Consider the following 24,064-nt stretch of genomic DNA (forward strand, 5'->3'; position numbering starts at 1 on the left):
AATCGGATCGATCAACCACAGCTTGACGGCTTGGTGAGCCGGCCCTTCCTACAACGCGTGGCTTCGGGTTTGAGGCAGGTCCGACCGATGCAGATCGCCGCGTCGCCGGGTGCTGGGCGCCGTGGCCGCGGACCGATGGTTTGCGATGCGCAGTATCGTCGCACGGCGTATCGATGGCGGAGGCAGCGAGTTGCTTCGTCAGATCATCGCACCGAAAGATGGTTCCCTCCCTTCTGAACACGATGTCGCGAAGCTTAAAAGACCTGGCGCGCCGCCCCGGCGATCGGGTGCGGGACGACGCGCTGGGCTCGTCATGACCGGAGCAGGTGTGGACCTCAGACTCAACGATATCGCCTGGGGCACGCGCGGCGATCCGGTTGCGGCGGCCCGCGCGGTCGCGGCCGGTGCGGCGCGTCGGGCGGGACGCCACGACCACGACGGCGGCTTTCCGGCCGAGGATGTCGCGGAACTCGCCCGGGTGGGGCTGCTGGCCGCGCCGGTGCCCCATCGCGCGGGCGGCGCCGGTCTCGGCGAGGAGCCGGACGGGGCGATTCTCCAGGCCGTGCTCACCCATGTCGGGTCCGGCAGCCTCGCGCTGGGGCGCGTGTACGAGGGCCATGTCAACGCGGTGCAGCTCGTCGCCCGCTATGCCGACGGCGAGGCGCGCAGCGCCTTGCTGGCCGATGCCGTCCAGGGCCATCTGTTCGGGGTCTGGAACACCGAGCCGCCGGGCGACGGCCTCAAGATCGACGCCACCGGAGGCGCCCCGACCTTACGGGGCGTGAAGACCTTCGCGTCGGGGGCGGGGTTCGTGACCCGCGCCCTCGTGACCGCGCAGCCCGACTCGCCCGGGTCGCAGATGATCGTCGTCGCCCTCGAGCCCGGCGAGCGGGCGGATCTGTCGGCTTGGCGCGCGCAGGGGATGCGGGCCTCGGCGACCGGAACCGTGGATTTCACCGGGCTCGGCGCCGACCGCTTCACGCCCGTGGGCGCGCCCGACGACTATCAGGTGCAGCCGCATTTCTCGGGGGGCGCCTGGCGCTTCCTCGCGGTGCAGCTCGGCGGCCTGGAGGCGCTGCTCGACGCGTGGCGCGGCCATCTCGTCGCCACCGGCCGCGGCGAGGACCCGCACCAGCTCGCCCGCCTCGGCGAGGGCGTGATCGCGGCCGAGACCGCCCGCCTCTGGGTGACGCGGGCCGCCGCGATCGTGGGCGAGGAGGGCGATCCGGACGGGATCATCGCCTACGTGAACCTCGCCCGCCTCGCGGTGGAACGCGCCGGGCTCGACCTGCTGGAACGGGCGCAGCGCTCGGTCGGGCTGCAGGGCTTCCTGCGCGACCACCCGCTGGAGCGCTTGACCCGGGATCTCGCGACCTACCTGCGCCAGCCCGGCCCCGACCGGGCGCTGACCGAGGGCGCCCGCCACGTGCTGCGCGACGCGCGGGCGAGTGGCGACCTCTGGTCGGGCGAGGCCTGAACCCGGAAGGCCCGGATTCGAGACGCAAGCGTTTTCGAATGCGGCATCGCGTCTGTGAATCCGGGGCCGGCAGCCGGGAGCCCTCACGGCCAGCCAGCGTTTGCAGCATCCGGGACAGGTTCGGATCAGCATGGCCAAGCGCAGGACGAAGACGGTCGCCCACCAGGAGACCGAGGACGCGCCGCTGATGCCCACGGGGGCGCTGGCGGTGGCACTGCTGGATCTGGCCGAGGACGCGGCCCCGCTGGTCCACGTGGCCCGGGATGCCCGGCGGCTGGAGGAGCTGGCCGCGACGCTCAAGGCCCTCGATCCCGACATCCGGGTCGCCGTCTACCCGGAATGGGATTGCCTTCCGCTCGACCACGCCTCGCCGTCGCGGGCCACGATGGGCGCCCGGGCTGCCGTGATGCGCTGGCTGACCGACCGCGACGCCCTGCCGGACTTCGTGCTGACCACGGCTCCGGCACTGATCCAGCGGGTGCCTCCGCCGGAGACCTGGGCCGACGCCCGGGTGACGTTCCGGGTCGGCGACCCGCTCGACGTCGCCGCCGTGATGGCCGGCCTCAAGCGCCTCGGCTACATCCTCGACGAGCGGGTCGACGAGCCCGGCGAGATCGCCGTCCGGGGTCGCACCGTCGAGGTGTTTCCGGCGGCCGCCCCGCGGCCCTGCCGGATCGAGCACGCGGACGGGCGCGTCACCGCGATCCGCTCCTACGATCCGATCTCGCAGCGCTCCGTCGCCGAAGTCGCGGATCTGGTGATCGACCCGGCCAGCGAGATCGTCCTAGCCCCGGATTCCGGCCAGAGCTTCGAGCCCTTCACCGGGCAGGAGCACCGCCTGGAGCGCTACTATCCGCGTCTCGTCACCCTGCTCGATTACGTGCCGGGGGCCCGCTTGGTCGTCGAGGACGGGACGCAGGCCCGGGTCGACGCCTTCTACGAGCAGATGGAGGAAGCCGGCGCCCGCCGGGCGCCCCGCGGCGGCCGCGCCGAGGGCGGCGACGGTCTCTACCTCGCGCCGAAGGCGTGGCGGGCCGTCGTGGCCGAGCTGACCCGGGCGGTGGCCACCGACGCGGCGGGTGAGCCGCTCGGGGTCCCGGTCTTCGCCCGGGAGCGGCGGCCCGAGGCGGCCTTCGCCAAGGCGATGCGCGAGCGGCTGAAGGCGGGCGACGTCGTCGTGCTGGCGGGCTCGCGCCAGCCGCTCCGGCGCCTCGTGCGCCAGGCCGGCAAGATCGCCGAGCGCCCGGTCCGGCTGATCGACGGCTGGTCCGACCTCGCCGACGCGGCGCCGGGCGACATCCTCGCCCTGGAGGCGCCGATCGGCGCCGGTTTCAAGGTCCAGGGGCGGGGCGCGACGGTGTTCGCCGCCGCCGACCTGTTCGGGCCGGACGCCGCGGTGTCCGGCACCGCCCGGGCGATCCTGCCGATGGGCGAGGTCGACCTGCGCCCCGGCGACGTCGCGGTCGATCGCGACCACGGCCTTTGCGTGTTCGAGGGGCTGGAGCCCGTGTCGAACCCGCTGGGCGTCGGCGCGGAGGACGAGCCCTCCGAGGCCTTGCGGCTGCGCTTTGCCGGCGACGCGATCCTGATGGTGCCGGTCACCCAGGCCGACCGGATCTGGCGTTACGGCCCGGAGCCCGACGCGGTCACCCTCGACAAGCTCGACGGCGGGACCTGGGCCCGCCGCCGCCTCCAGGCCGAGGCCACCATGGCCCGGACCGCCCGGGTTATGCTGGAGGCCGCCCGCGCCCGCCGGGATACCGAGGCCCCCGTCCTGGCGCCGCCGTCCCGCGACATGGAGCGGTTCGCCGCCGGCTTCGGCTTCGCCCCGACCCCCGATCAGGCCGCCGCGGTGGACGCGCTGATGGCCGACCTCGCCTCCGGGCGTCCGATGGATCGGCTGGTCTGCGGCGATGTCGGCTTCGGCAAGACCGAGGTCGCGCTGCGGGCCCTGGCGGCGACGGTTTTTGCCGGCAAACAGGCGGCGCTCATCGCCCCCACCACGGTCCTGGCCCGCCAGCACGTCGAGACCCTGCGCCGCCGGTTCGGACGGTTCGGCATCGAGGTCGCGCAGCTCTCGCGCCTGGTCTCCCCGGCCGAGGCCAAGCGGGTGAAGGCCGGTCTCGCGGACGGTTCGATCCGGCTCGTGGTCGGAACGCAGGCGCTGGCCGCCCGCGGCGTGGGCTTCGCCGATCTCGGCCTGACGGTGATCGACGAGGAGCAGCGTTTCGGCGCCAAGATGAAGGCGGACCTGCGCCGCCTCGCCGAGGGCGGGCACGTGCTGACGCTCACCGCCACCCCGATCCCGCGCACGCTCCAGGCGGCGCTCGTCGGCCTGCAGAGCCTCAGCGTGATCGCCACGCCCCCGGTGATGCGCCAGCCGGTCCGGACCGTGGTGGCGCCCTTCGATGCCGACGCGGTGCGCGAGGCCCTGATCCGCGAGCATCGCCGCGGCGGCCAGAGCTTCGTCGTCTGCCCGCGCATCGAGGATATCGGCCCCATGGCCGAGCGCCTGCGCGGCCTCGTGCCGGGCCTGAACGTGCTGGTGGCGCACGGGGACCTGAAGCCATCGGCGATGGACGAGGTCATGGTCCGCTTCGCCGACGGGGACGGTGACGTCCTGCTCGCCACCGCCATCGTGGAGAGCGGGCTCGACGTGCCCCGGGCCAACACCATGCTGGTCTGGGAGGCCGCCCGGTTCGGCTTGGCGCAGCTCCACCAGTTGCGCGGCCGGGTCGGCCGCGGCCAGCGGCGCGGGGTCGTCCACCTGCTCAGCGATCCGGCCGCGCCGCCGGCGCCCGCTGCCCTCCAGCGCCTGCGCGCCCTGGAGGCCCTGGACCGGCTGGGTGCCGGCTTCGCGGTCAGCGCCCGCGACCTCGACCTCCGCGGGGCCGGCGATCTCGTCGGCGAGGATCAGGCCGGCCACGCCAAGCTCGTCGGGCTCGGCCTCTATCAGCACCTGCTGCAGCTGGCGCTGACCGCCGCCAAGGGTGAGCCGGCCGAGGATTGGAGCCCGGAGATCGAGATCGGGCTGCCGAGCCGGATCCCGGCGGATTACGTGCCCGAGCCCGAGATCCGCCTGAGCCTCTACACCCGGCTGCTGCGCCTGCGCGACGGCGAGGCGATCGAGGCCCTGTCCGGCGAGGTCGAGGATCGCTTCGGCGCAGCCCCGGCGCCGGTCCTGGCCCTGTTCACCCTGGCGCGGCTGCGCGCCGCCTGTTGCGGGCTGGGCGTGGCCCGGCTCAGCGGCGGTCCCCAAGGTGTCGCAGCCGACATCCGGTCCGACCGGCCATTGCCGCCGATGCCGGCCGAGGACGGGATCATCCTGCGCCAGGGCCGCGTGGTCTGGCGGCACGCCTGTGCCGACGCGCAGGCGCGGGCCGCGTTGGCGGCCGACCTCCTCGACCGCATCCGGGCCGCCCGGGAGCGGGCCGCTTGAGCCTGGTCCACGCCCGGGCTGCGCTCACGCGTTTGTGAGGGCTGCCCGGACCGGACCGGTACAATCGTATCAGTGACAGCAGGGCTGCCGGTGCCCATCTGCGGCGGGCTACACTCCGACCGAGCGCCCCGTGCCACCCGGTGGTGCGCCGGCCCGGTCGGGTCCCGACGTTGTACCGGGGTCTCTTGCCCTTTCGTCTCCGGTACGGCCGCACGGCCGGGCGCCCATGACCCCGTGCAAGGCGGGTGCCCGGCCTGTCGTCCGCCGATGTCCGGCGGGGCAATTGGCGTGATCCGGAGTTGACCGGCGCCGTCCGGTCGGGCCTTCTCGCGCAGAACGGGAGGCGCCCCGAGTCCGCTGGAATTTCTCCGCGACTCTGCGCTGGCCCGGGCCGATCAAGGGAGGCACCATGCACGTCACGATTGAGCAGGCCGAGCGGGCAATCGCCGCGGCGCGGGCGAAGGCGAAGGAGCTGGACACCCAGATGTGCATCGCGGTGGTCGATTCCGGCGGCAACCTGAAGGCGTTCCATCGCATGGACGACGCCTGGGTCGGCTCGATCGACATCGCCCACAAGAAGGCCAAGACCTCGGTGTTCTTCGGCATGATGACCGGCCAGATCGGCCAGCTGTCCCAGCCGGGCGGCCCGCTCTACGGCATCGAGCATTCCAACGACGGGCTGATCACCTTCCCGGGTGGGATCCCGATCGTCGATGCTGACGGTGTCATGTCGGGCGCGATCGGCGTCAGCGGGTCGACGGTGGAGAACGATCACGCCGTGGCGGAGGCCGGCGCCAAGGCGATCGGCCGCACCGAGCTTCCCGCCCATCCCTGGCGCACCTGAACCCGCCCTACGGCTCCCGCTGCGCGAGCGCCCGGCCGATCCCGAGCAGCAGCATGCTCGAGATCAGCCGGAGCTGCGGGTTGCCGTAGCGCTCCAGCGCCGAGTGGACCCGGATGCAGTTGTCGGCGGCCGCCTCCAGGTGCTTGACCTCGATCGGAGGCTTGACCTGGATCGGGTTGCCGTCCCGCCCCGGCGGGGTGCCGCCGTACAGGTCCGTGACGTCGATGTAGGCGCCGCGCCCACGCAGCGCCCCCGTGGTGTCGGGGGCCAGCCGGCCGCGGGTGAGGATCCAGCGGACGTCGCCGGTCTGGCTCAGGACGCGAAACTCCAGCGAGACCGGGCCGCCGGTCCGGCGCACCTTGCGGATCTCGTCGAAGACCCAGCCGCGATCCTCGGGATGGACACGTCCCAGGGCGACGTCGAGCGGCAAAGGCTTGCCGGCAAAGCCCTCGTTCCCGGACAGCAATGCGGCCGCGCCCGCGTCGAGGACCGATCGGCCGGCGGAGACATCCGTATCCCAGGTACCGACGAAACCCGCATCCTGCAGGGCGGAGGCCGCCATGGACGCCAATGCCATTCCATCCCCCAAACCTGGTTGCGGCCCGCCCATCCCCGGGACAGCCGGCAGCCGCGTGCGACACTTGCAACCGACAAGCACTTAGGCAACGGATCGATCCAAATCGTCCATGCCCCGCGCCCTGACATGTCGTCACGGGTCTCCGGCCCCGGCTCGACAGCGGCGGGGATCAAGCCTGAGCGCCTGAAGCTGCATTCGCAGTGCACAAACCCGGCGTAAAGCTTTTCATGGCGCAGTCTGTCCGTCACCGAACGCGCGGGCATTGCTGCGATGAGCGTGCCGACGGCGCGGATACCGTGTCGGCCCAGGACTTTCGATGCGCAGATACATTTTCAGAGCGATACGCCGGGACCCGGACGGGATGCTTGGCCCGGACCTGTACCGGCAGACCTTCGAGGCCGCCGACGACGCGGGCGCGGTGGCGGCGGCCAAGCGGATCGATCTCGATCTGGCCGCGCTCGGCGCCAACGCGGTCTACGTCTCCGCCGCGGACGGACGGGCGATCTGGAGTCTCCACGCGCAGGATTTCCCGGATCCGAGCCTCTGAGGACCGGTCGGCGACGGAGACCGGAGCCGGGAGGATGTCCCCCAACCCTGCTGGTGCCGGGCGGGATCACGGCCTAACGTCGCGGACGCCGGTACAGGGTCGGCCGGGGCGCGCGCGGGACCGCATCGCTATGGATCGCACCAACCTCCCGCTCTCGCAGGACCGCCTCTGGGACAACCTGATGGCGCTCGCCCGGATCGGCGCGCTTCCCAACGGCGGCAACGACCGGCAGACCCTGACCGATCGGGACGCCGAGGGGCGCACCCTGTTCCGGCGCTGGGGCGAGGCGGTCGGGCTGACCCTGACGGTGGACCGGATCGGCAACATGGTCTTCCACCGGCCGGGGCGGGACCCGGGCCGGAAGCCCGTCGCCATCGGCAGCCATCTCGACACCCAGCCCACCGGCGGCAAGTTCGACGGTCCGCTGGGCGTGCTCGCCGGGCTGGAGATCATGCGCGCCCTGCACGAGGCCGGGATCGAGACCGAGGCGCCGCTCCTGCTGATCAACTGGTGCAACGAGGAGGGCTCGCGCTTCGCGCCGCCCATGAGCGGCAGCGGCGTCGCCATGGGGATCGTCTCCGAGGCCGACGTTATGGCGACCCGGGATCTCGCCGGCCACGTGTTCGGTGAAGAGCTGCGCCGGATCGGCTGGCAGGGGGACGCGGATCCGGCGGATCTTCGCGGGCTCGGCGCGTATTTCGAACTGCACATCGAGCAGGGCAAGCGCCTGGAGGATGCCGGCCTCACCATCGGCGTGGTCGACCGGGCGCTCGCCCAGATCTGGTACGAGCTGACCGTGCTGGGCGAGGAGGCCCATGCCGGCAGCCCCATGGCCGGCCGGCGGGACGCCATGATGGCCGCCGCCGCGCTGATCGGCTCGCTCGAGGCGATCGCCCGGGACGCGGTCGGCCCCGAGGGCGAGCGCGGCCGCGCCACCGTGGGGGTCCTGAAAGCCGAGCCCGCGAGCCGCAACATCACCCCGGGCCGGGTCTGGTTCAGCCTCGACACCCGCCACGGCGACCCCGGTCAGCTGGAGGCGATGCGGGAGCGGATCCTGGCCCGGGCCGACGCGCTCGCCGCCGAGCGGGGCGTCGCGATCCGGGTGGAGGAGTTCTGGCGCGCGCCGCTCACCCCGTTCGATCCGGTCCTGGTGGACCGCGTCCAGGCCGCGGCCGAGGCGCGGGGCCATGCCTGGACCCGGATGCCGACCGCGATCTATCACGACGCCGTCTATTGCGCCCGGACGGTGCCGGCGGCCCTGGTGTTCTGCCCGTGCCACGGCGGCATCAGCCACAACGAGGCCGAGAGCATCACGCCGGATTGGGCCCGGGCCGGCATGGAGGTGCTGGCCGACGCTGTGCTGGCCACGGCCGGCATCGCGCGTTCCTGAGGAGGCTGGTTCGGCATGCCCGACGACGACAACGTCATCCGCCCGACCTTCGGCGCGCCTCGCCCCGCACCGCCGGAGCGGACGGAGCCCGAGCCCGATCAGCCGCCGCTACGACTGTTCGGCGCGGCCGCGGGCCACCGGGTCGGCCTGATCCGCGATCCGGCCGCTCAGGAAGGCGACGTGTTCCGGATCGTGGTCGGCCCGGAGGACGAGCACGCCGTCGAGACGGTGGCGCTGCTGCCGGCCGCCGGCGATGCGGAGGGCGAGGCGGAGCGGATCGGCTTCGCGATCCTGCGGGCGCTGGAGGTGGTCGAGGGCGCGGTCTGAACCGGAAGCCCGCGCGGCGGGACGGTCAGACGTCAGACGACCGGCTTGGGCTTGATGATCGGCGAGCGCGTCAGGCTCTGGATCTCGCGGCCGGGCCGTCCGGCCTTGAGGGCAATCTCCTCTTCCTGCTCGGCGATGATCTGCCGGGCCGGCTCGTCGCCGTCCAGGCCGCCGAGGATCTCGGCCGGCACACGGCGGTTCGAAGCTCGGGAGCCGTCCTCGAAGACGACGTCGAACAGAATGAAGCCCCGTTCCTGGGGTCTCGACTTGATGCGCTTAGCCATAGGTGCTGATACGCCACCGCGATCCCGCGCGGCAGGGGGCACCGGCGCGCAGGGGGTTGCGCCGCGCGCAGCGCCGAACCTGCCCGCGGCCCCGCTCTCGCCGTGATCTTTCGTGCCGACGGTCCCCGACCGACCGCACCGCCAATCGAGGAAACGTCCGTGATACCCTGGGTTCATCTCGACACCGGAGCCGTCCCGGGGGGCGGTACCGACCTGCGCCTGATGCAGCGCGGCGACGAATTCTCGATCCTGGCCGACACCATCGAGCTGATGAACAACCGCCGCAGCGGCTCGGAGGCGGCGCTCGCCGCGATGACCTGCGAGCGGCTGAAGGACCGGCCCCGGGCCCGGATGCTGATCGGCGGCCTCGGCATGGGCTTCACCCTGCGGGCGGCCCTGGAGGGCCTCGGCCCGGATGCGCGGGTCGTGGTAGCCGAGCTGGTGCCGGCCGTGATCGCCTGGGCCCGCGGCCCGCTCGCCCACGTCTTCGCCGATTGCCTGGACGACCCCCGGGTCGACGTGCAGGAAGCCGACGTGAACCGCCTGATCCAGGCGGGGCCGGGCCAGTACGACGCCATCCTGCTCGATGTCGACAACGGCCCGGAAGGGCTGATGCGCCGCTCGAACGACCGGCTCTACGACAATTGGGGCCTCAAGCGGGCCCGCTGGGCCTTGCGGCCGGGCGGCATCCTGGCTGTCTGGTCCGGCGCTCCGGACCGGAAGTTCAAGGCCCGCCTGCTTCGCTCCGGCTTCGCGGTCGAGGAGGCCCGGGTCCATGCCAGCGGCCGCGGCAGCGGGCCCAAGCACGTGGTCTGGCTCGGCACCCGCACCGACGGCCCGGCCGAGCCGTCCCGGCCCGAGGCCGGTCGCGGGACGCCCGCCCGGTAAGGGTCCGGCTGCCGCCCACGGTCGCACCCCCTGGGCCGGCGCAGGGGAGTTCGCACATGCGAGGCATGGGTGCGAATGGCGGGCATCTCTACACGGTTGAGGTCAGGCCGAGCCGGCACGACCCGGGCCGTTTCACGTGGGCGATCCGGGACCGCGGCAAGCTGGTTCGGGGATCGTACCGCCCGCACGCCTCCGAGGGTGTGGCCCGCGCAGTCGCCCTGGCCGAGGTCGAGCGGCTGATCGGGCACGACGAGCCGCAGAACGACGGCTGATCAGCGTCTCGTCATGATCTGAGTGCATGCCTGTGGATCGGTCGGGTGTCGCTCATGCATAAGCAAACGGCTCCCGGTCGGTTGCATGCCGCAATGCGGTAGCCTATCTGTGCAGTGCGGGATGGCGATGGCGTCGCGATCCCGCTGCCCTTCTTGGGCGTTTCCTCCCTAGACTTCGGGCCGCTCCTTCGGGAGTGGCCTTTTTTTCTGTCCTGTATCCTCTTTTTCAGTCCCGTCCCCGTGGCGGCGGACAGCGATCCGGACTTTGAAGCTCCGGCCGGAGGTTTCGGCCAAGCGGAACCATGACCTTGGCTGTCCGTTTTGCCGTCATGGAACACTATAGATCCACCCTTGCGACGACTGCGATCGCCGTATTCGGCTTGGTCGTGGCGGCCCATACTCTTCATCCGGGCAATTACGAGGCGCAGCAGCGCCCGGTCCGGACTGTCGCAGCGCAGGCTGCTCCATCGGGTTGGGCGGATCCGCCGGCCCGGCTGGCCAGCCCCGGCAAGTCCGACCTCCCCGCAGCGGAGAACGGGCGTGCGCCCGCCCCCGACCTGCTGGCGCCGCGATCGGCCGCCGCACTGCCGCCGGGTGCCATCGCGGCTCCGGCGCTGCCGAGCGAGATGGCCGCCCCCGCCGAAAAGGCTCGGAAGACGGTGGTGGCACACCGGTCGAAGGTGGCGGATCGCAGCCCCCGCCGGACGGCCCGCCTGCGCAACGCCGGCCTGGCCCGCACGGCAGCCGTCGAGCCGATGACCGCACCATCGGCGCCCGCGCCGGCGCCCAGGAAAATCGATCCGATCGGCGATCTGATCCGCGGGCTCGGCCTCGGCCGCGAGGGCTGACCGCCCCGCGCCCTACTGGACGTGGATGGTCAGCTTCATCTTCGGGTGGATGCCGCACTGGATGACGAAATCCCCCGCTTCCGCCAGGACCAGCCGGGTCTCGGTGCCGGGTTCCTGATCGCCCGCATCGAACGAGAACCGGTCCGCCTCGATGAAGGCGTGGTGTGTCTGGCTGGAATCCTCGTTGCGCAGGGTGATCGTATCGCCGCGCCGCAGGAACAGGTCGGTCGGCACGTAGTGGCGTCCCTTCTGCAGCACGACGCGGGTCGTGCTCGACAGCATCGCCCAGGCCGCGTGCGGCGCGGCGCACAGACCCGCCAGAACCAGCGTTCCGACGAGGAGCAAGGGCCGGAGGCGCCGGTTGCGAAGGGGCATGTTGGGTGTCCGCTGGGTACTGGATACGCCCGGGCAGGGGATTGAGGCGGGATCGACCGCCGAGCGGCCCGGGCTGCCGCGAAGCGCCATGGTGCGCCGAGGTCCTGAACACCCCGCTAAGCCAGACCGTAAGATTGTCCCGATCGTTCAGTCAATAAGGCGCCGATATTTAGTCTCTACAAGTCTTGATTGTATTGATCGCTAGAGTGCGTCTCCCCAGCATCTGGACCGCAGGCCGTCAGCGCCTCGCGTACATGGTCCCGGAAGACCTGGACCCGTGCCGGCAGGTCGCGCCCGGCCAGCGTCACGGCGCGCAGGACCCCGCCGCGGCTGGCCCAGGGGGCCAGCACGCGCACGAGCTGGCCCGCCGCGACAGCCCGGGCGGCCACGAGGCTCGGGATATGGCCGATCCCGGCCCCTGCCAGGGTCAGGCGGTGGACGGTCGCGAAGTCGCTGACCCGGATGGCCGGGCTCATGACGACCTGCTCGGACTGGCCGCGCCCATCGGTGAGGGGCAGGGCCCCCGAGCCCAGCCGCTCCCGGGACAGGATCAGGTCGTGGCCGTGCAGCCCGGCCAGGTCGGCCGGCGCGGGGCGGCGCAGCAGGTAGGCGGGCGCGGCGTAGAGGCCGACCGCCAGGGTCGCCAGGACGACCGCCCGGTAGCCGGTCTCCTCCGCGCCGCCCAGCCGCAGGGCGAGGTCGATCCGGTTGGCCGCCAGGTCGAGGCGGGCATCGGTGTTCAGCATCTCGACCGTGATCTGCGGATAGGCCGCCCGGAAGCTCGCGACGATCTCGGGCATCACCTCGATCCCGAAATCGATGGAGGTGGTCATCCGCAGGTGCCCGGCCGGCACCGTCCGGGCGTCGCGGGCGGTCTCGGCGGCCTCGTCGAGCAGGGCCAGGCTCTCGTGGGCCTTGGCGTAGAACGCCAAGCCCTCTGCGGTGGGCGAGACCGCCCGGGAGGTTCGGGCCATCAGCCGGGTGCCGAGCGCCCGTTCCAGCCGGGAGAGGCGACGGCTGACGCTGCCCTTGGTTTCCCGCAGGCTCGCGGCCGCGGCCGTGACGGTGCCGAGATCGACGACCGTGCAGAAGGCGCGCACGTCGTCGAGTCCGCCCTGGAAGGTTTCCGTTCTCGCAACCATGGGGTTCCGGATAGCAGGCTCAACCGCGGCCGTGAACGGGTCTACAGCGCTGCTGCGGCGCACCGAATCGCGCATGATCGTCGCCTGTAGGAGACACCCTTGAAGTCGATTCTCGCCTCCGGCCTTCTAGCCGTCCTGGTCGCCACCCCGGTCCTGGTCGCCACTCCGGTCCTGGTCGCCACCCCGGTCCTGGCCCAGACCCCGCCGACCCGTGACCCGGCCCAGATCCAGGCCGGCACCTACGCGGTCGATCCCAACCACACCCAGGTCGGCTGGCGGGTCTCCCATATGGGCTTCTCGAACTATGCCGGCGGCTTCTCGGACGTGTCCGGGACCCTCGATCTGCAGCCCAAGAACCCGGCGGCCGCGAAGCTGTCGATCAAGATCCCGGTCGCCTCGGTGACCACGACCAGCGCCAAGCTCACGGACGAGCTGAAGGGCGACCAGTGGCTCGACGCGGGCAAGTTCCCCGAGATGACCTTCGTGTCCACCAAGGTCACGCCCGAGGGCAAGGACAAGGCGAAGGTGGCCGGCAACCTCACGCTGCACGGCGTGACCAAGCCGGTGACGCTGGACGTCACCCTGGTCGGGGCCGGCGTGAACCCGCTGAGCAAGAAGGTCACGGTCGGGTTCGACGCCACCGGCACGGTCAAGCGCTCCGAGTTCGGGGTGAAGACCTACCTGCCGCTCATCGGCGACGACCTGCACCTGACCATCGCGGGCGCCTTCGAGCGTCAGGACTGACCCGGACCGACGGGACGGGAGGATGGCGATGGCATGGGTCGCATCGGCGCGGCGCTACTCCGCGGTGGCCATCCTGCTGCACTGGGCGAGCGCGCTGGGCGTGCTCGCCCTGATCGGCATGGGCCTGACCATGACGCATGCCGGGCTGGCGCCGATGCGCCTGTTCCCGCTCTACCAGTGGCACAAGTCGGTCGGGATCACCGTGCTGGTCCTGACCGGCCTGCGCCTCGCCTGGCGGCTGTTCCACCGGCCGCCCCCGCACCCGGCGGGCATGCCGGCCCGCGAGCGCCGGGCGGCGGGAGCGGCCCATGCCATCCTGTACGGGCTCCTGATCGGGCTGCCGCTCACCGGCTGGGCGGTGGTCTCGCTCTCGCCGTTCAACATCCCGACGGTGCTGTACGGGCTCGTACCCTGGCCGCACCTGCCGCTGGCCCCGCTGCTGACCGACCCGGCGGGGGCGGAGGGGGCCGTCAAGCTGCTGCACGCCTACGGGGCGTGGTTCCTGACGGCGTTGCTCGTGCTGCACGTGGCGGCCGCGCTGCGCCACCATCTCATCCTGCGGGACGGCGTGCTGGCGCGGATGCTGCCGGGCCGCGCCGCCGCGCTGCCTCCCGAAACCCTGGACTCGACCCGATGACGCTGCGTCTCGCGTGCCTCGCCCTGTGCCTGTCGGCCGCCCTCCCGGGGGCCGTGCGGCCGGCCGCCTCCGCCGAGTGGGCGGTGGATCCGGCCAAGAGCGCGATCCGGTTCTCGGGGGTGCAGGTCGGGACTCCGTTCTCGGGACGCTTCGAGCGCTTCGACGCCCGGGTGGCGTTCGACCCTGCCAAGCCCGAGGCCGGCCGCGCCACGGTGCTGGTCGATCTCGGCAGCGCCCGGACCGGCGATGCCCAGCGCGACGCGGCTCTGCCGCAGAAGGACTGGTTCGACGTGACCAGCGCCAGCCACGCACGCTTCGAGGCCAACCGCTTCGTCGACAAGGGCCGGGGCGACTACGAGGCGGTCGGCGACCTGACGATCCGGGGCGCGAAACGCCCGCTGACGCTGCCCTTCCACCTGGCGCTCGAAGGCCCCCAAGCGCATGCCACCGGGCATGTCGGCCTCGTCCGCACCGATTTCGGCGTCGGCCAGGGCGCCTGGGCCTCCGGACAATGGGTCGCCCTTGAGGTCGGGGTCGATATCGAGCTGGTCGCCACGGCAAAGCCCGCCGCTGGGGCCGACGGGCACTGACCGGTCCCGTCGCTGCCTACGTCCCCGGCTGGTCCTCGGAACCGGTGCCCAGCGCCCGCTGCACCATCACGCTGTCCGACCAGCGGCCGTATTTGAAGCCCACCGCCTTCAGGTAGCCGACCTGGACGAAGCCGCAGGTCTCGTGAAGGCGGAGGGACGCGGCGTTCTGCGCGTCGATGTAGCCGATCATCTGGCGGTAGCCGCCGGCCGCGCAGGCCTCGATCAGGGCCGGCAGGAGGCGGCGCCCGATCCCGGCATGGAGGTGGTCGGGATGCACGTAGATCGAGTGCTTGAGCGTGTAGCGGTAAGCCGGACGCTTCCGGAACGGCACCGCGTAGGCGTAGCCCGCCACCTGGCCGCCGCGCTCGGCGACGAGGTGGGGCAGCCGCTTCTTGCGCATGGTCTTGCGCCGGCGCTTCAGGTCGTCGGGCAGCAGGCGCGCTTCGTCGTCGAATTCGGCGACGTTGCCGACGCCCTTGCCGATATGGTGCTCGTAGATCGCCACCATCGCCTCGACATCCGCGTCCGAGGAGGCGCGGATGATGATGTCCGGGCTCGGCCGCGCCGGGATCGGGGCGCCCTCTTCGGGCTCGATCTCCATCAGGCGCCGTCCCGCACGACGTAGGTGTGGAAGCGGATCCGCCCGTCCGGCTCGACCTCGCGGTAGACCCCCTGGATCTCGGCCTCGAAGCCGGGGAACAGGTTGGCCGAGGCCTCGAACATCTTGAAATATTCGAGCATCGGCTTGGCCCTGTCGTCCAGGCGCTCGCCCGGCAGGACGGTGCCGATGCCCGGCGGGTAGACCAGCATCAGGGTCGAGGCGATGCGCCCCTCGGCCTCGGCGATCGGCACGTAATCGACCTTGTTGCGGGTCAGCATCTGGGCGGCGCGCTTGGGCGGCATCACCATCTCGGGCAGGTGCTCGGGGGCGAATTGCCGACGCTGGAGCATGGAGGTGTTGGCCTCCCGGTGGAAGGCGTGGAACTCGGCGCAGAGGTCGCGCAGGCGCACGCCCCGGTAGCGGTTGGGCCGGCGGTTGACGAATTCCGGCATCGCATCCTCGAGCGGCACGTTGTCGTCGTGGTGCCGCTTGAACGCGACGAGGCCGGAGATCAGGGTTCCGGCCTTGGACGACTCGACGCCCGGCGTCAGCAGGAAGAGCAGCGAGTTCAGGTCGTTCTTCTCGGCCACGATCCGGTTCTCGCGCAGGTACTGCGCGACGATCGGGGCCGGCACGCCGTGGTCGGCATAGGCCCCGGTCCGCCGGTCGAAGCCCGGGGTGAGCACCGTGAGCTTGTTCGGGTCGGTGATCGCGTAGCCCGGCGCCACATGGGTGAACCCGTGCCAGCGGGCGCCGGGCTTCAGTTCCCAGTGCCGCGGGTCGGCGGCGAGCTCGTCGGTGGGCACCTTCTCCCACGGCACCTCGGCCCCGTCGGCGTTGGTGGTCACGTCCGGCACGAACGGGTCGAAGAACCAGCGCCGCAGTGGATCGGCCTCGTTCTCCTCGAACTCCCGACGGATCGCCCGGACCTTCTTGCGCCATTCGATCCCGAGTCGGATCGTGTCGTCCCACAGGATCATGCCCGAGCGGCCCTTCATCATCTGGGCGCCGACATCGAGGGAGGCGAAGAGCGGGTAGAACGGCGAGGTCGAGGCGTGGACCAGGAAGCTCTCGTTGAGGCGCTTGTGCTCCACGCGCCGGGTCTGGCCGCGGATATGGCCGTCGCGGGTGTGGATCTGCGAGGCCTGTGAGAAGCTCGCCAGCTGCTTGTGGGTCGATTGCGTGGCGACGATGCCCGGCGAAGTCTCGTCGAGGCCGGTGAGTCCCATGGCGAAGCGGCGCGCGAAGAGCGGGTGGAACTTCATGAAGCCCGCCCAGGCCTCGTCGAACAGGATGTAGTCGCAGAGGTGGCCGATCCGCTCCAGGATCTCCTGCGCGTCGTAGATCGTGCCGTCATAGGTGCATTGCTCGATCACCGCGACCCGGAACGGCCGCTCCCGGCGCCAGGCCTCGGGGTCGGTGACCAGCGGGTTGGCGCGGATCTTTTCCCGGATCCGGGTCTCGTCCAGGGCCTCGTGATAGATCGGACCGATCAAGCCGAAGGCGTTCCGGTCCGTCTCCAGGAAGATCGGGATGCCGCCGCCCAGGAACAGGGCGCCGTGATGGGCCGCCTTGTGGTTGTTGCGGTCGAACAGAACGAGGTCGTCCTCGGCCACCAGCGAGGACAGGACGATCTTGTTGGAGGCCGAGGTGCCGTTGAGGACGAAGTAGGTCTTCTCCGCCCCGAAGATCTTGGCGGCCTCCTTCTGGGCCTTGAGCGCGGGCCCTTCGTGGGTCAGCAGGTCGCCGAGGTCGAGCACCGAATTGTCGAGGTCGTCGCGAAAGATCGCCTCGCCGAGGTGCTCCACGAAGATCCGGCCGATGGGTGAGCGGTTGTAGAAGATGCCGCCGTTGTGCCCCGGGCAGGTCCAGAGCTGGTTGCCCTTCTCGGCATAGTCCACGAGCGCGCCGAAGAACGGCGTCTTCAGGGTCTCGGCATATTGCGTCACCCGGCTGACCAGGCCGCGGGCGATGAATTCCGGCGTCTCTTCCGCCAGGAAGATGTAGCCGTCGATGAAGTCCAGGAGCTCGACCGGGATGTCCTCCAGCCGCTTGCGGCGGACCATGATGACGATCGGCATCTCCAGGCCGCGCTTGCGCATCATGTCGATGAGCGCGGCGGCCTTGCCGTCGAGACCGCGCTTGCCCCAGTCGACCACCATGCAGCCGATGGCCGCATCGGTCTGCACGGCGATCGCCGCGTCCTCGACCCGCCGGGCCCGCACCACCTCGAAGCCGCGATTCTCCACCGCCGCCACGATCTGGGCGACGCGCGCGCCCTCCAGGTCGTCCGGATCGAAGGCGGGGGCGCACATCAGAACCGTGAAGCGACGGTGGAAATCCATAGGGCCTCTCAAAGCCTCGTAAGCAGCGAGTGGCTTTCTGGCCCATCTGCGACGTTTGCATGACGGTGAGGCGGATCGCGGCCGAAACCGGACGGAATCGGCGAACTCAGGCGCCGATCGCGCGACCGATCACCTGGGCCATCGGCCTGATGGCGATCCCCAGGGCGGCCAAGTCGGACCGCACCCGCGCGGCCATCGCGACCGCGCCCGGTGTGTCGCCGTGGACGCAGATGCTGTCGATTCGGGCCGGGATGCGTCGCCCGGACAGGCACGTGATGGCGCGGTCCTCGATCATCCGCACCACGCGCTCCGCCGCCTCGGCCGGATCGTGCAGGACCGCGCCCGGGTGCGTGCGCGAGACCAGGTTGCCGGTCTCGGCGTAAGCCCGGTCGGCGTAGATCTCGCGCGCCAGCGGCAAACCGAGCCGCTCGCCGGCCCGCTCGGTCTCGAGGCCGGGCATGACCACGAAGATCAGGTCGCGGTCCAGCGTCCGGATCGCCCGGGCCACCGCCAGGGCGAGATCCGCGTCCGCGTTGGCGATGTTGCCCAGCGCCCCGTGGGTCTTCACGTGCCGCACCGGGCAGCCGGCATCCTGGGCCAGCGCCAGGAGGGCGCCGACCTGATAGAGCACGACCTTCTCGACATCGGCCGGGCGCTCGCCGTGGATCGGGCGCCGGCCGAAGCCCCAGAGATCGAGGAAGCCCGGATGCGCCCCGGCCTGGACCCCGGCGCGGGCGGCGAGCGTCAGGGTCTCGTGCATGACCAGCGGGTCGCCGGCGTGGAACCCGCAGGCGATGTTGGCCGAACTGGCGATCGCCAGCATCCCGGCATCGTCGCCGAGGCGGTAGACGCCGAAACCCTCGCCCATGTCGCAGTTCAGGTCGACGATCATCGAGGTCCCTCGCGTGCGCAGCGGTTGCGCGCATTCAAGGGTCGGACCAGTTGCCCGCCGCCGCCTCCGAGGCGGGAGCCACCTCTCTACTGAAGCGGGTACCGGCTCAGGATGTCCTCGGTCCGCTGGACGGTCTTGTCGTACCTGCAGGCATACAGCGCCCCGGTGGTGCCGCTGCCGTTGTTCCACTCGCTGAAAGTGAGATCGCCGCAATCGGCGTCCCGGAAGGCGATCCAGGCGCGCTGGGCCGCCGTGAACTGGGCCTTCCAGGTCGCCTTGGCGTCCAGCGGGCGGTCGTCCTGGTCGATGACCGACAGGGCCTTCTTGTAGGCGGCGTTGAGCTTCGCGTCGGCCGCGTCGAGGGCCTTGTGCAGGCAGGTCTGGGTCTCTGGCGTCGAGGTCGCGGCCCGGCACAGCTTGGCCGAGGGCTGGTCGGCCCGGGCGCTCGCGAAAGGAAGGGCGCAGGTCCAGAGCGCGGCGAGGGCAAGGATCCCGGTCGAGCCGGCCACGGTGAAGGGGTTCGAGGGCATCGCGGTCTCCCCGGAGGCGAATCAGGCCGGCGCGGATGCGCGGCCGGACCGCGGAACGCTGGCCGGAAAGGCATGAACACTTCTTTGGCATGCGGAACGCCCGGGCTGCCGGACTGGGCACGGCTCGATCTCGGCCTGCGCCACGCCGCGGTGCTCGACGGTCGCCGGACGACGTTCCGGGCCAATGTGCTGAACGCCACCGGGACGCGGTGCTGGACCGGGGTCGCCGCGTTCGGCACCGTCTTCCAGGGCGGCCCACGCACCTCCCTGCTGTCGATGTCGATCGACCTGTAGGCATCCGAGGGCGCGACCTCCTGCCCCGGCGGCGATGTTTCACGGGAAACACTGTCTTAAGTCTGCCGGCCCGAACCTGTGGCCCGGATGCCGTCGCCTTCCCGTGCGTCGCGCGCTAGCACGGCCGGGCATGACGGCATCGAACACGACATCCACTTGGCGTGACCAGAAGAACGCCAAGGCCCAGGCCCGGCTGGAGCGGGCCCTGCCCGCGATCTTCCCGCCGCCAATCCTGCACCATGCGCTGACGCGGCCGCTGATCCCGCCGACTCCGCGCCTGGCGGTGGAGAGCTACTGGCGCAACCACATCCTGCGGGCCGACCGGCTGGCCCGGGCCCTGGCCGCGCGCTCGGGGACGCCGGAGGGCTGGACCTGGCAGCTCGGCGAGGGCGGCGCCGGCGGCCGCCCGGCGAGCTTCCGGATCCCGCCCGCCCCGTTCCGCGAGCCGGCCTTCGCCCGCGGCCGCGGCGCCTGCTGCATCTGCGGCCAGCCGGTCTACCGGTTCGGCTGGCACCGCGACCTCTGGGGGCAGGGCGTGCCCAACGGTAAGGCCGCCTGGCACACCGCCTGTGTCGCCGCCTGGAAGTTCTGGATCGCGCCGCACGAGCAGGTCCGCGTCCTGAAGCGCCATCAGGGGCATCGCTGCAAGGCCTCCGGTAAGCGGCTGCTGCGCACCGCGGAGGTGGACCACGCTGTGCCGCTCTACCGGGTCTGGCGCGAGCACCGCGACGCGCCCTGGCCGGAGCTGCTCGGCTACTGGGGCGCGCCGAACCTGCAGGTCGTCAACCGGACCGCCCACGTCCTGAAATGCCGGGACGAGGCGGCCGAGCGCTCGCAGACCCTGCGCCTCTCCCGGTACCGGGTCGTCGAGGACGAGTCCGGGTTCAGCGTGATCGAGGAGGAGTGAGCCGCCGGCTCAGCCGCGCGTCACCGCCTCCAGGCCGTGGGACAGGTCGGCCAGCAGGTCGTCCACGGCTTCCAGGCCGATCGAGAGGCGCAGCAGCCCGTCGGTGATGCCCGCGATGGCACGCGCCTCGGGATCCATCGCCGCATGCGTCATGGTCGGCGGGTGCGCGATCAGGCTCTCGACCCCACCCAGCGATTCGGCCAGCGTGAACACCCGCAGGGTCTCCACCAGGGTCTTCACCGCAGCGCGGCCACCGACGAGCTCGAAACTCAGCATGGCGCCGAACCCGGCCTGCTGCGCCTTGGCGATGGCGTGGCCCGGGTGGGACGCCAAGCCCGGGTAATGGACACGGCTCACGGCCGGATGCGCATCCAGGAAGGCCGCGAGCAGGGCGGCGTTCTGTTGCTGGCGCTCCACCCGGACGAACAGGGTGCGGATGCCGCGCAGGGTCAGGTAGGCGTCGAGCGGCGAGCCGGTGACCCCGATCGTGTTCGCCCAGGCCGCGAGGCCGTCGCCGACCGAGGCCTCGGCGGCGATCACGGCCCCGCCGATCACGTCCGAATGGCCGTTGAGGAACTTGGTCGTGGAGTGGACGACGAGATCCGCCCCGAGGGCGATCGGCCGCTGCAGCGCCGGCGACAGGAAGGTGTTGTCGACCACGGCCAGGGCGCCGACCGCCTTGGCCGCATGGGTGACGCGGCGGACATCCACGACCCGCATCAGCGGATTGCTCGGGGTCTCGATCAGCACGACCTTGGGTGTCTGAGCCAGCGCTGCGGCCAGGGCGTCCGGGTCGGTCTGGTCGACGAACAGCACCCGGTACTGCCCGCGGGCGGCGCGGAGGCTGAGCAGCCGGTGCGTCCCGCCGTAGCAATCATGCGGCGCGACCAGCAGGTCGCCGGGACACAGGCTCGACAGGGCGAGATCGATGGCCGCCATGCCGCTCGACACCATGACGGCCCTGGCGCCGCCTTCGAGCTTCGCGATGGTGTCGGCGAGCTGGTCGCGGGTGGGGTTGCCGAGCCGCGAGTAATCGTAGGGCCCGGGTTGCTCGAAGGCGGGAAACTTGAAGGTCGTCGAGAGGTGGATCGGCGCGATCACGGCGCCGAAGGACGTATCCTGGGCCACCCCGTTGGTCGCCGCGATCGTGCGGGCATCGAGTCCCTCTGGCATCGGCTTGTCTTTCCTGCGCCGAAATTCGGACCAGCGCGCATGGCCGGCGGGTCGTCAGCGCGTTCTTTATGTCGAACGGAACCGGCTTTCAAGAGAACGAGCCGCGCGCCACCCGAGCGAACATATCCCGAGCCGGGCAGGAGTCCGCTCCGTCTCCGGCGCGTCTCCGGTTTGCCGACCCGGTGGCGCGGAGCCGTGGCGCCGTCACGGCAGGAATTCCAGCCGGGACAGCAGCCGGTTGCCGCCCACGGCTTCGCCGACGGCCACGCTGCAGGTCATGCCCGCCGCGAGCGTCACCCCCGGCGGCACCGCGTCGATATGGATCCGGACGGGAATGCGTTGCGCCAGCCGCACCCAGGTGAAGACCGGGTTGACGGTCGGCAGGCCGAGATGGTCGCGGCTCTCGTTGGCATCGGCAATGCCGTGCCCGATGCTCTCCACGTGCCCGGAGATGGGCGGCTCGAAACCCATCAGGCGGATCTCGGCGCGCGCGCCGATCGCGATCCGGGACAGCTTGGTCTCCTCGAAATACGCGGTGATCCAGAATCCCTCCGCATCGATCACCGAGACCCGCGTCGCGCTGGCCGTCGCATAATCTCCCGGCCGCAGCCGGAGGTTGGTGACGTAGCCGTCCACAGGTGCCCTGATCGTGGTGCGGTCGAGGTTGACCTCGGCGACTTGGGCCGCGGCGTCGTGATCCGCACGCGCGATCGCCACCATACCGTTGGCCTGCTCGACCGCTTCGGAGGCCACCATACCCGGGCTCAGCTGGTTGCGCCGGCGTGCCGCTGCGGTTTTCAGCGCCGCATCCTCGCGCCTGGCCAGGACCACGGCCTGTGCGCTGTCGAGCGCCAGCCGGAAGCGGTGCGGATCGATGACGTAGAGGATGTCGCCCCGATGGACGAACTGGTTGTCGACGGCGCGCACGTCGACGACCGTACCCGAGACCTCGGCGCTGACTCGCCCGTCGCGCGTCCAGGGCGCGAGCATGTAGGTACGCCACAGCGCGGCGAGCAGCAGCACCGTCGCGGCGACGACGGCGAGGGTCAGGGGCGGAGCAGGCGCTTCAGGACCGTCATGGCGGCACTCAGACGAGGAGGATGAGAAGCGCGACCGTCGCGAGCAGCAGCGCGAATTCCAGCAGCGCGGGATGCCAAGCGAAGCGCAGCACCCCGGCCCGGTCCAGGACGGCCCGAAGCGCGGCGAAGAGCGGGAGCGCCGCGACGAGGTAGACGAGGATGGGCGGCAGGTAGACGCCCCCGATCGCGACCTCGCTCAGCATGGCGCGTTCCGGTGGTGGTCGAAGGACCAGTCCGGATGCGCGTCGAGCAGCACCGCCATGTCGGTCAGGCAGGCGGCGACCCGATGCGCCGCCGGCCACGCGTTCGGATCCTCGATCGACCGCGCGGCGATCTCGGCCGCCGCCGCCGCGAGAATGTCGCGCGCCTGCCGGCGGGGATCGTGCGGGAGGAGCAGGCGGAAGGCGAGAAGCGTCACGAAGACCGCGGCCACCCAGCCGAACGCCTGGTTCAGGAAGGCCGGCACGCTGAACGCCATCGGGTTGGTCGCGCCGACGAGGGTGTTGAACGCAACCCCATAGGCCAGCCCGGCCGGCGCGTGCCGCGGAAGGGTGGTGGCGTAGAGGCCCGCCATCCAGAACGGCGCGATCACCGCGACCAGCAGCGGGAAACCCTGCACGCCCGGCATCAGGCCGAAGGCGCAGACGAAAGCGGCCGGCACGGCCAGGATCGTCCCGGTGATGAACGCGACGGCGCCCGCTGCCGGGTTGCCCGTCATGGCAAGGAGGACAGAATAGGGGGCGAGGATGAGCAGCAGGAGCGACCAGTCGTTCCAGCCGGTCGCGATTCCGCAGGCGCCCGCGAGCAGGATCGCCAACGCGGAGCGCAGGCCGTTCTCCGTCGCTGCCCCCCAGTCCCGATCGAAGCGGAACGCCCGGTCCGGCGCCGGGGGCTCCCGTGCGTTCGTACCAGGGCCGACAGCGCCGACTCGTAATCCTCGACGAATGCAACGAGCCGGTCGAGCGCGATCAACGTGGGGGCTGTTCCGGGATCCCCAGTTTCGGCGCGGCCGACGCGCGCCTGCAAGGCGTCGCGCAACGCGGTGATCCGTTCGAGGGCCTCATCGAAATGTCGAGCTCCCAGCGCGCACAGGATCCGCGGGAATTCAGCGACGACGTCGCGGTGCGCGGCGGCGAGATCCGGCGGCGCCCGCCGCTCGACGGCGTGCAGGTCCGACGTGCCCAGCACCGCACCGAACAGGGCCGCGATGGCCTCCTATTAAGCGAACACGGTCAATCCGTACTGCGGCCTATGGGTTAATCGCGCCCGCACATGCAGAAGCTCACGGAGGCTACCCATCGCGAACCAGGGACCCTGGCAGATGGGAAACCACCCATTGTCGCGGAACTCCAATCCCAGGACCCGCGCATGGTGTGGCCTGCGGGCGCGGCCATGCTCGCAAAGCCCAGACGCGGCGGTTTCGGTGCGACGCCGGCAAAGGGGTGGTTGACAGGGGAATGCGGGGCATCTTATACGGCGCCTCCCGACGCGGTGCCCAAGCAAAGGCGAGCCGGTCGGACGGACTTTCCGAAGATTTCAGTAGGACTTGACCGGGGCAGCCTGGTGGTTTACTGGTCTCTTTAAGGTACTGGCGCAGGTCAGTTCCGCTCTTTGACAAGTGAATACGAGAAAGAGAAGCGTGGACGGCGCTCGTCCTTGCGGACCCGACGTGAGTTGGGTCGTCAAGAGGATGCGAGCTGTCATGCGCTTTTTGGAAGCTCACACGGTTCGGGTGGAAACGCCCGGATCAATGTGAGCCTTCGTCAAGATGACGTGATCAGCTTTGATCAATCTCTTCAACGTGAGAGTTTGATCCTGGCTCAGAGCGAACGCTGGCGGCAGGCTTAACACATGCAAGTCGA

The 24,064-nt window shown here is 71.1% G+C and carries 27 protein-coding genes and 1 rRNA gene; 16 read left to right on the top strand and 12 right to left on the bottom strand.

From position 1 onward, the window contains the following. Positions 1-328: 328 nt before the first annotated feature. From AC0IY0_RS18875 to AC0IY0_RS18885, 3 genes are all read left to right on the top strand, one after another. Entirely contained in the window at positions 329-1,477 is a 1,149-nt protein-coding gene (locus tag AC0IY0_RS18875; protein ID WP_471764959.1) for an acyl-CoA dehydrogenase family protein, read from the top strand. 130 nt (positions 1,478-1,607) lie between these two features. Next, positions 1,608-4,916: a DEAD/DEAH box helicase gene (locus AC0IY0_RS18880; RefSeq protein WP_471764961.1), complete on the top strand. Its 3,309-nt coding sequence runs from the start codon at positions 1,608-1,610 to the stop codon at positions 4,914-4,916. 409 nt (positions 4,917-5,325) lie between these two features. Beyond that, positions 5,326-5,760 carry a GlcG/HbpS family heme-binding protein gene (locus AC0IY0_RS18885; protein ID WP_147856263.1) on the top strand — a complete coding sequence of 145 codons (435 nt, stop codon included), beginning with the start codon at positions 5,326-5,328 and terminating at the stop codon, positions 5,758-5,760. Between the two features lie 7 nt (positions 5,761-5,767). Here the strand turns inward: AC0IY0_RS18885 and AC0IY0_RS18890 are convergent, their stop codons facing one another. Next, entirely contained in the window at positions 5,768-6,337 is a 570-nt protein-coding gene (locus tag AC0IY0_RS18890; protein ID WP_147909221.1) for a PAS domain-containing protein, read from the bottom strand. A 361-nt stretch (positions 6,338-6,698) separates the two neighbouring features. On the opposite strand from AC0IY0_RS18890, the gene AC0IY0_RS18895 reads away from it, so the two are divergent. The 3 genes from AC0IY0_RS18895 (at position 6,699) to AC0IY0_RS18905 (ending at position 8,601) form a co-directional block, all read left to right on the top strand. Continuing rightward, the gene (locus AC0IY0_RS18895; RefSeq protein WP_147856265.1) at positions 6,699-6,884 is read left to right on the top strand and encodes a hypothetical protein; all 186 of its coding nucleotides are present in this window, start codon (positions 6,699-6,701) and stop codon (positions 6,882-6,884) included. Between the two features lie 130 nt (positions 6,885-7,014). Next, on the top strand, positions 7,015-8,274 hold the full coding sequence (locus AC0IY0_RS18900) for an allantoate amidohydrolase (RefSeq protein ID WP_471764963.1): 1,260 nt from the start codon (positions 7,015-7,017) through the stop codon (positions 8,272-8,274). A gap of 15 nt (positions 8,275-8,289) precedes the next feature. Then, the gene (locus tag AC0IY0_RS18905) at positions 8,290-8,601 is read left to right on the top strand and encodes a hypothetical protein (protein ID WP_147909223.1); all 312 of its coding nucleotides are present in this window, start codon (positions 8,290-8,292) and stop codon (positions 8,599-8,601) included. Positions 8,602-8,633: 32 nt separating this feature from the next. On the opposite strand, the gene AC0IY0_RS18910 is transcribed toward AC0IY0_RS18905, so the two are convergent. Next, positions 8,634-8,885, bottom strand: a complete 252-nt coding sequence (locus tag AC0IY0_RS18910; protein ID WP_147856268.1) for a hypothetical protein — start codon at positions 8,883-8,885, stop codon at positions 8,634-8,636. Between the two features lie 159 nt (positions 8,886-9,044). On the opposite strand from AC0IY0_RS18910, the gene AC0IY0_RS18915 reads away from it, so the two are divergent. The 3 genes from AC0IY0_RS18915 to AC0IY0_RS18925 all read left to right on the top strand — a co-directional run bounded on the left by AC0IY0_RS18915 (position 9,045) and on the right by AC0IY0_RS18925 (position 10,893). Next, a complete protein-coding gene (locus AC0IY0_RS18915; protein WP_471764965.1) occupies positions 9,045-9,773 on the top strand; it encodes a spermidine synthase in 729 nt (242 codons plus the stop codon). A gap of 56 nt (positions 9,774-9,829) precedes the next feature. Further along, the gene (locus AC0IY0_RS18920) at positions 9,830-10,045 is read left to right on the top strand and encodes a hypothetical protein (RefSeq protein WP_378995658.1); all 216 of its coding nucleotides are present in this window, start codon (positions 9,830-9,832) and stop codon (positions 10,043-10,045) included. 329 nt (positions 10,046-10,374) lie between these two features. Then, the gene (locus AC0IY0_RS18925) at positions 10,375-10,893 is read left to right on the top strand and encodes a hypothetical protein (RefSeq protein WP_471764966.1); all 519 of its coding nucleotides are present in this window, start codon (positions 10,375-10,377) and stop codon (positions 10,891-10,893) included. 12 nt (positions 10,894-10,905) lie between these two features. Here AC0IY0_RS18925 and AC0IY0_RS18930 read toward each other — a convergent pair whose 3' ends face one another. Together AC0IY0_RS18930 and AC0IY0_RS18935 are read right to left on the bottom strand one after the other, a co-directional pair. Next, the gene (locus AC0IY0_RS18930) at positions 10,906-11,268 is read right to left on the bottom strand and encodes a cupredoxin domain-containing protein (protein WP_471764968.1); all 363 of its coding nucleotides are present in this window, start codon (positions 11,266-11,268) and stop codon (positions 10,906-10,908) included. A 176-nt stretch (positions 11,269-11,444) separates the two neighbouring features. After that, positions 11,445-12,410, bottom strand: a complete 966-nt coding sequence (locus AC0IY0_RS18935; protein WP_147940410.1) for a LysR family transcriptional regulator — start codon at positions 12,408-12,410, stop codon at positions 11,445-11,447. 99 nt (positions 12,411-12,509) lie between these two features. Here AC0IY0_RS18935 and AC0IY0_RS18940 point away from each other — a divergent pair, with 99 nt between their 5' ends. Genes AC0IY0_RS18940 through AC0IY0_RS18950 form a run of 3 tightly spaced genes read left to right on the top strand, consistent with a single transcriptional unit; the run spans position 12,510 to position 14,381 of the window. Then, positions 12,510-13,154, top strand: coding sequence for a YceI family protein (locus AC0IY0_RS18940; protein WP_187193483.1), 645 nt, complete (start codon positions 12,510-12,512; stop codon positions 13,152-13,154). A gap of 28 nt (positions 13,155-13,182) precedes the next feature. Further along, positions 13,183-13,791 (top strand): cytochrome b, encoded by a 609-nt coding sequence (locus AC0IY0_RS18945; protein WP_147909228.1) that lies wholly within the window; start codon positions 13,183-13,185, stop codon positions 13,789-13,791. Then, positions 13,788-14,381, top strand: coding sequence for a YceI family protein (locus AC0IY0_RS18950; RefSeq protein WP_471764969.1), 594 nt, complete (start codon positions 13,788-13,790; stop codon positions 14,379-14,381). Before AC0IY0_RS18945 ends, AC0IY0_RS18950 begins: the two co-directional genes overlap by 4 nt. A 16-nt stretch (positions 14,382-14,397) precedes the next feature. Here AC0IY0_RS18950 and AC0IY0_RS18955 read toward each other — a convergent pair whose 3' ends face one another. From AC0IY0_RS18955 to AC0IY0_RS18970, 4 genes are all read right to left on the bottom strand, one after another. Beyond that, positions 14,398-14,982, bottom strand: coding sequence for a GNAT family N-acetyltransferase (locus tag AC0IY0_RS18955; RefSeq protein WP_147909230.1), 585 nt, complete (start codon positions 14,980-14,982; stop codon positions 14,398-14,400). Further along, positions 14,982-17,327: an Orn/Lys/Arg family decarboxylase gene (locus AC0IY0_RS18960; protein WP_471764970.1), complete on the bottom strand. Its 2,346-nt coding sequence runs from the start codon at positions 17,325-17,327 to the stop codon at positions 14,982-14,984. Before AC0IY0_RS18960 ends, AC0IY0_RS18955 begins: the two co-directional genes overlap by 1 nt. Positions 17,328-17,433: 106 nt before the next feature. Next, positions 17,434-18,219 carry a LamB/YcsF family protein gene (locus tag AC0IY0_RS18965; RefSeq protein WP_471764971.1) on the bottom strand — a complete coding sequence of 262 codons (786 nt, stop codon included), beginning with the start codon at positions 18,217-18,219 and terminating at the stop codon, positions 17,434-17,436. Positions 18,220-18,305: 86 nt separating this feature from the next. Further along, on the bottom strand, positions 18,306-18,749 hold the full coding sequence (locus tag AC0IY0_RS18970) for a lysozyme inhibitor LprI family protein (RefSeq protein ID WP_471764972.1): 444 nt from the start codon (positions 18,747-18,749) through the stop codon (positions 18,306-18,308). 72 nt (positions 18,750-18,821) lie between these two features. On the opposite strand from AC0IY0_RS18970, the gene AC0IY0_RS18975 reads away from it, so the two are divergent. Then, positions 18,822-19,043 (top strand): ferric siderophore receptor protein, encoded by a 222-nt coding sequence (locus AC0IY0_RS18975; RefSeq protein ID WP_246692810.1) that lies wholly within the window; start codon positions 18,822-18,824, stop codon positions 19,041-19,043. A 130-nt stretch (positions 19,044-19,173) separates the two neighbouring features. After that, positions 19,174-19,950 carry a hypothetical protein gene (locus AC0IY0_RS18980; RefSeq protein ID WP_419828674.1) on the top strand — a complete coding sequence of 259 codons (777 nt, stop codon included), beginning with the start codon at positions 19,174-19,176 and terminating at the stop codon, positions 19,948-19,950. 9 nt (positions 19,951-19,959) lie between these two features. Here the strand turns inward: AC0IY0_RS18980 and metB are convergent, their stop codons facing one another. The 4 genes from metB to AC0IY0_RS19000 form a co-directional block, all read right to left on the bottom strand. Then, positions 19,960-21,123, bottom strand: a complete 1,164-nt coding sequence (metB, locus tag AC0IY0_RS18985; protein ID WP_471764973.1) for a cystathionine gamma-synthase — start codon at positions 21,121-21,123, stop codon at positions 19,960-19,962. Positions 21,124-21,327: 204 nt separating this feature from the next. Next, a complete protein-coding gene (locus tag AC0IY0_RS18990) occupies positions 21,328-22,146 on the bottom strand; it encodes an HlyD family secretion protein (protein ID WP_471764974.1) in 819 nt (272 codons plus the stop codon). A 64-nt stretch (positions 22,147-22,210) separates the two neighbouring features. After that, complete coding sequence (locus AC0IY0_RS18995; RefSeq protein ID WP_147909237.1) at positions 22,211-22,405, bottom strand: DUF1656 domain-containing protein; 195 nt, start codon at positions 22,403-22,405, stop codon at positions 22,211-22,213. Continuing rightward, a complete protein-coding gene (locus tag AC0IY0_RS19000) occupies positions 22,399-23,148 on the bottom strand; it encodes an FUSC family protein (RefSeq protein WP_471764986.1) in 750 nt (249 codons plus the stop codon). The genes AC0IY0_RS18995 and AC0IY0_RS19000 overlap by 7 nt, the downstream gene beginning before the upstream one ends. Here AC0IY0_RS19000 and AC0IY0_RS19005 point away from each other — a divergent pair. Both AC0IY0_RS19005 and AC0IY0_RS19010 read left to right on the top strand, forming a co-directional pair. After that, a complete protein-coding gene (locus AC0IY0_RS19005) occupies positions 23,100-23,462 on the top strand; it encodes a hypothetical protein (protein WP_471764975.1) in 363 nt (120 codons plus the stop codon). The two genes, AC0IY0_RS19000 and AC0IY0_RS19005, sit on opposite strands and share 49 nt — an antisense overlap. A 537-nt stretch (positions 23,463-23,999) precedes the next feature. Next, positions 24,000-24,064 (top strand): 16S ribosomal RNA (locus AC0IY0_RS19010); the annotation flags it as partial.

This window comes from Methylobacterium sp. AC315 (genome assembly GCF_979253755.1).